This window comes from Endozoicomonas sp. SESOKO2 (assembly GCF_024606245.1).
In the GTDB taxonomy this organism is placed as follows: Bacteria; Pseudomonadota; Gammaproteobacteria; order Pseudomonadales; family Endozoicomonadaceae; genus Endozoicomonas_A.
In genome coordinates, this window is record NZ_JAHHPQ010000544.1 from 1 (window position 1) to 5,276 (window position 5,276).

A 5,276-nucleotide genomic window follows, 5' to 3' on the forward strand; every position below is an offset into this window, starting at 1 on the left:
CGCCCCCATGGGAATCCCCCACTGATTTCTTGAATCAGTGGGGGAGGATGTCAATAACCTGTAAATAAAACATGTTAACGCTATGCTCTAATGAAGCTTTCATGGTCGGGGGTTGTCGCAAAAGTTTGTGAAACAATCTCGTTAGGCTGGGGAGTACAGGTAATGCCTTACACTTTGCTATCTTTTATCTTCATATTATTTGCGTTGATGGTTGCCTGGTTCAATCGAAAGTGGGGAATCGTTTGCTTCAGCATTTCTCTTGTTCTGATTGCATTGGTTTTTATTCATCATATTTCTGAGCACTTGGAAATTTATCTTTAGAAGTTTGGCGGGTCTAATCATGAACTCATGCAGAGAGATCAATGATTTTGTGAAGTTTGCCAGTGTTTTTGAATTGATAGTCATCTGTCTTCTTCTGGTTGCTGCTTTCTGGTTTCAGTTTGTGATGGGCGAATTACCCTGTCCTCTCTGCATATTGCAGCGGCAGGGAATTTTAGTGATAGCCTCAGGGTTCCTGCTCAATATGAGGTACCACGTTCGACCCGGTCATTACAGTTTGTCGCTGCTAGCGGCTGTCTTGACTAGCTTTATTGCTCTGAGGCAAATTGCACTGCATGTGAACAATCCTCAAGGATATGGTTCGGCTTTGCTGGGACTGCATATGTATACTTGGTTGTATATTCTGTGCTCTGCTTTAATCGTATATATCGCACTGGTCATAGGTTATTCCAGACAGTTTGAATTGCACGCTTATGAGGACGAAGTCTCAGAAGCGAAAAACCCCGAAATCAGATGGTTTTCCCATTTTGCCTTTGCGCTTCTGGTGTTCCTGACTGTGGCTAATATCGTTTCAATTTTCTTTGAGTGCGGGCTTGAGCAGTGCCCGGACAATCCGGTGCGTTATATCCTCTGAGCTTTGGCCATGAGATGGAGTGCGATTGTCCTCGGGATAAACATCTGGGGTGACAAACACCCGGGTCGTGAATGACAGGTCACGATAGGGCGGGTTAGGGTAGATCAGCTCGACAAAGCTGGCTTTCCAACCTTTTTCGGGGGCTTTCAATGCGACATCTGCCCGACAGCTTTCACGACAACGGAATGTGAGTGTTTCAGATTTAAACTGGCTGACCTTTGGGTTGTCTGAAGTGGTTCGGAAATCTCTGGCTTCAGGATTTGTTGCAGTCCACAGTTTCATGGCTTTGGGAGGCATTGAGGCTTCGACTTTCAGGTTTAGTTTAGAGACATCCCAGCTGATCTTGGGCATGGGGCGATCTTTAATGATGGCTCCGTAAAAGGATTCGATGCTTTCACTCACCAGTGTTTGATCCATTCTGAGAATGTAATGCCTCAGGTCTGGAAGGAATCTCAGCCATTTTTCGCCTTTCAGGTCATCGAAGTAAAAGCGGCTGGAGTCGGGTAAGAAAAAATCATCGCCGGTGGCATTAATGATGTACTTCGGCATGGTTAGCAGAGGGAGGTAGGAATAGGGGTCGACCACCTCCATTAGCTGAGTCATAGGCTGGGTGCCGATTGTGTGCATCAGAGAGTAATAGTCTTTGACAGCCGGAGCCCAGCGTTGGTAACTATTGAAGTGGTGTCGCATACTCTCTTGCAGATTAAGAACATCGATGACCATGGGTATGATGGCTGACACTCTGTTATCCATTGCTGCGGTCAGCCAGACTGTCCAGCCTCGTTTTGATCCTCCGGCTAATACAAAATGCTCAATTTTAATGTGCTTCTCTTTCATCAGTGCCTGAATCGTATCCATGGCCCGAATGGAAGCCCTGACCATGGGTAATCGGAGTGGCCAGTTATAGTTTTTCCCCGGGTTATCAATGAACTTTTGCCAGCTATAGGCCATCAGGCCATCTTCCTTGAGCGGTTTGCCATCACCAAATCGCAAGAACTGGTTTGGAATGTCTTTCAGATCAACGACGATCGACCGGGTTCTGGCGGCTATATGAGAAAATTGCAGGGCATCAGTGCTCCTCTTGTTTCTATCGGGCTGATCTTCGGGCCAATGGATGATGCCGCCATTGATAAAGAGTAGAGCAGTGGTGGAGCTGACTTTTTCCGGTATATACACCTTGATCCGATGCTCCCAGACCGGATCAGAGACTTTATCCTGTTCTCCGATAGTCCAGCGCAGAGACTTCATACGGACAGGGTAGACTTTGACCTTCAGCTTCTTTCCATCCAGCTCGACGCGCTCTTCAGTCGCAGCTGCAGCACTCCATTGATAATTCTTATCTTCTTGTTTCAGGTAACAGGGCAGTACGTCACGAAAGTGTTTGCCAAGGTAAGAGGGGTTACAGTTGTCAGGAGAGACTTTCAGGTGATCTCTGGCATGAGCCTGATGCTTTAGAAGCATCAGGCATAAGCAGAACAATGCCAGTAAGCCAGCCTGAAAACTGGAGACGAATTCTTGTTCTTTTGCCATTTTGTTACTCTTTTTTTTGCAATTTCATTGCAGTTCACAGGGGTGTTAAATCAGGGCTTCCTGCTGCCAGCGTTAACATGAAGTCTTTCAGCTTTAATTCATGATCTCTCTGGAGTCTCGCCTTGGTATTACTGCCGACAAACTTATTGCAGGCTTCTGAATCAAGATTCAGGCAGGCCGAAACTCTTTTTTGATATCGAGTGTGGTCTTCAGCCTTTACCCAAAGGCTCTGACCGGGCAGAAAACTGTACTCCAGACTGTTGCGTGCGAACTCAATAATCTGATCAAAGGACAGGAGAGCGCCGTCGCTGGATTGATTAGGGCTGAAGCCATAGACGGCTTCTACAAACTGACTGGTCAAATCGACTTTTAGAATCCCCGGATCGTCAGTAGCCAGCGCCACTGCAACATTGCTATTGACATAAACAGGAAAGGGGTGTCCGCTGTTGGGCCCGATATCATTCAATCGCTGGTCGCTGGTGAAAGGAATTTCAACAGCAATGTCATTATCCAGCATGGTTTTGAGCAGCTCAGCACTGCAGTTGACGTATTCTTCATTGCCGGAGCTGGACTGCTTCAGGCAGTCCTGTGCCATTAGGCTGATCCCGTGGCCTATGCGTTTGGGCTGAACGATATTAATAGCGTCTGCCAAGGTGGTTCGGTAGTAAAAATCTTCGACTGTGGCTTTGACCAGTTCTCCTGCATGCAGGCTAATATGCTCTTTCACCAGAGGGTATTTTTTGTGGTTTTTAAGAAAACTCAGCATTTTCATATGGCTGAGGTAATCGTTCAGTGCCGTATCATTATTTTCAGCGCCGTCTATGTTGATGCCCAGCACTTGAGGATCGCTGCCAGAGAGACTCAATTGAGCCAGTTCAAAGGCAAAGATCATCTGGGCGTAAACCCGGGGCAGGGGATCGGTCCGGTGAATTTCGTGTAGAAACCGAACGGTGACAGAACAGGCAGGTTGAGAGGGGCTATGAGAGCAGTTCAAGTGGTCGTCAGAATCTTTCAAGGCATCGGCTACCTCTTTGGCAGCTGCCTTTAACTGGGTTTGAAAATCGGGCTGGGCACTCAGTCTGGTACGAAAGTCTTCCAGACTTTTGGAACTGTCCGGGTCCGGTGCGGGCAGGTTGGTGATGAGGGAAAACAACTTGTCAGGCCCGTTCGCTTCATTCCAGTAGATAGTTGATTCAATGTAAGAAAGTCCATCAACAGCGGCCTTTTTACGTATAAGTGAAATGAAACGGGCATCTATTCCATCGAATAAGGCTTTCACGATAGCAAAGTAGTCGAAGAAATGCTTGTCACGGATCTCAAGCGTATCGTTGCTGTCGGCAAGCGTTAGCTGCCTGATCAGAGCTGCACGGTTTTCTTCATTACTGACGTATGCGCTCAAGGACTGTGCACAGCAATCACACGGGGCCATGTGATGGTCCTTATAAATGCAAAACTTTCGTTCTATCGCGATATCAATGATTTCTTCGGGCTCGATGGCCCCCATCAGGTGATGATGGAGATCGCCGCCTTTGGGCAGTCGATTCATAAACGCCTGAAGTTCCGGACGGTTGTTACGAATACTCTCCATGAAATCACTGGTTCGCTTATGGCCCTTGGTAAACCCGGAAATCTCATACTCAGAGGATGAAAAACTGGTGTTGGCAGTTAAGAGCATCATCACCAGAGCAAATCGAAGAAGAATATCTGAAGTCATAATTGATCAATAGTCACTGTTGAGGATTACAGTATAGATATATTTTAAGTGCTCATTTCTGATTCGGGTGAGGTCTGCTTGTAGCTGTGTGCATCCTTTCCTGATTAGCCACCATGAAGCAGAAAAAAGAGTTACTATAGCCACGCAAGTTATCTTCCAAGGTTTCGCTTATGACATTAAAAGCCCCTGCTATACTCCTGCTGGTTCTGTTACTGGGTGGTTGCTCCACGCTGGGCTGGAAAGCGGGGCATATGGCCAAAATTAAGTTTGATCTCAATGAACTCAACAAGGAGGGTCTGCGAGGCTCAGGTGATAACTTGACAGCGGTGTCTTATGAATTCTGTATTCCGGACAAGATTGAGTACGTTGATCAGGTCATGGCGATTGATCCAACGCTGGTTGTTTACCGGGCGTCGCCGGGAAAAATACAGTGCCGATCAGCAGAGTATCTGGCAGTTGGTGACACCCATCAGCTGGATTTTTATGAAGTTCTGAGAAAACTGGCAGAGCTGGATTATGTAAAGATTATTCAGGAAGCGACGTTTGAGTAAGTGTAAAGGGCCCAATTTGGCTGGTCAGCTGGCAACAGAAGAAGAAAATCTTCTGGTCAGAAACCCGTTATTGCGAATCTTCTATCAGGGATTGGCATTGCTTTGCATTGTTCTCGGCATCATTGGTGCCGTGCTGCCCCTCATGCCAACGACCGTGTTTCTGTTGCTGGCAGTGTGGCTCAGCGTTCGGTCTTCACCCAAATTGAATCGGTGGTTGCTGGAGCATCCAAGGTTTGGTCCGGCCCTGAAAGAGTACCTGCATGACAGGGCGCTCTCACCCAAAATAGGGTGTCGGGCTCTGGCGCTCCTGTGGCTGGGCATAGGGATTTCAGTCTGGCTGGTTCCTCAGGTTTTTCTGAAAGTGTTGTTGGGGCTGATTGCTCTGGCGGTGAGCATTTATCTTTGGATACTGATGCGCAGATATCAACAACAGTGAGTCAATGTAACAATGACCTTCAAAAACATGCCACGGCCAAGGAGGGTGTCGCAAAAGTGCTGCGCTTCGCTGATACCGCGTTAAAAAGTGGCTCAAAATGCTCATTTACTCGCTGTAAACTGCGCTTTTTCG

Annotated in this window: 6 protein-coding genes; 4 read left to right on the forward strand and 2 right to left on the reverse strand. The window is 47.3% G+C overall.

Going from position 1 to position 5,276, the window contains the following annotated elements:
• The first annotated feature begins 162 nt into the window (after positions 1-162).
• Both KDK17_RS19600 and KDK17_RS13260 read left to right on the forward strand, forming a co-directional pair.
• The gene (locus KDK17_RS19600) at positions 163-321 is read left to right on the forward strand and encodes a DUF5993 family protein (RefSeq protein ID WP_368736464.1); all 159 of its coding nucleotides are present in this window, start codon (positions 163-165) and stop codon (positions 319-321) included.
• Positions 322-340: 19 nt separating this feature from the next.
• Entirely contained in the window at positions 341-913 is a 573-nt protein-coding gene (locus tag KDK17_RS13260) for a disulfide bond formation protein B (RefSeq protein ID WP_257275584.1), read from the forward strand.
• Here KDK17_RS13260 and KDK17_RS13265 read toward each other — a convergent pair.
• Positions 851-2,443 carry a PhoPQ-activated pathogenicity-related family protein gene (locus KDK17_RS13265; protein ID WP_257255379.1) on the reverse strand — a complete coding sequence of 531 codons (1,593 nt, stop codon included), beginning with the start codon at positions 2,441-2,443 and terminating at the stop codon, positions 851-853. The two genes, KDK17_RS13260 and KDK17_RS13265, sit on opposite strands and share 63 nt — an antisense overlap.
• Positions 2,444-2,477: 34 nt before the next feature.
• Positions 2,478-4,157 carry a hypothetical protein gene (locus tag KDK17_RS13270; protein ID WP_257275585.1) on the reverse strand — a complete coding sequence of 560 codons (1,680 nt, stop codon included), beginning with the start codon at positions 4,155-4,157 and terminating at the stop codon, positions 2,478-2,480.
• A 170-nt stretch (positions 4,158-4,327) separates the two neighbouring features.
• On the opposite strand from KDK17_RS13270, the gene KDK17_RS13275 reads away from it, so the two are divergent.
• Together KDK17_RS13275 and KDK17_RS13280 are read left to right on the forward strand one after the other, a co-directional pair.
• Positions 4,328-4,708 carry a hypothetical protein gene (locus KDK17_RS13275; protein WP_257275586.1) on the forward strand — a complete coding sequence of 127 codons (381 nt, stop codon included), beginning with the start codon at positions 4,328-4,330 and terminating at the stop codon, positions 4,706-4,708.
• The gene (locus KDK17_RS13280) at positions 4,701-5,144 is read left to right on the forward strand and encodes a YbaN family protein (RefSeq protein ID WP_257255382.1); all 444 of its coding nucleotides are present in this window, start codon (positions 4,701-4,703) and stop codon (positions 5,142-5,144) included. Before KDK17_RS13275 ends, KDK17_RS13280 begins: the two co-directional genes overlap by 8 nt.
• Positions 5,145-5,276: the final 132 nt, after the last annotated feature.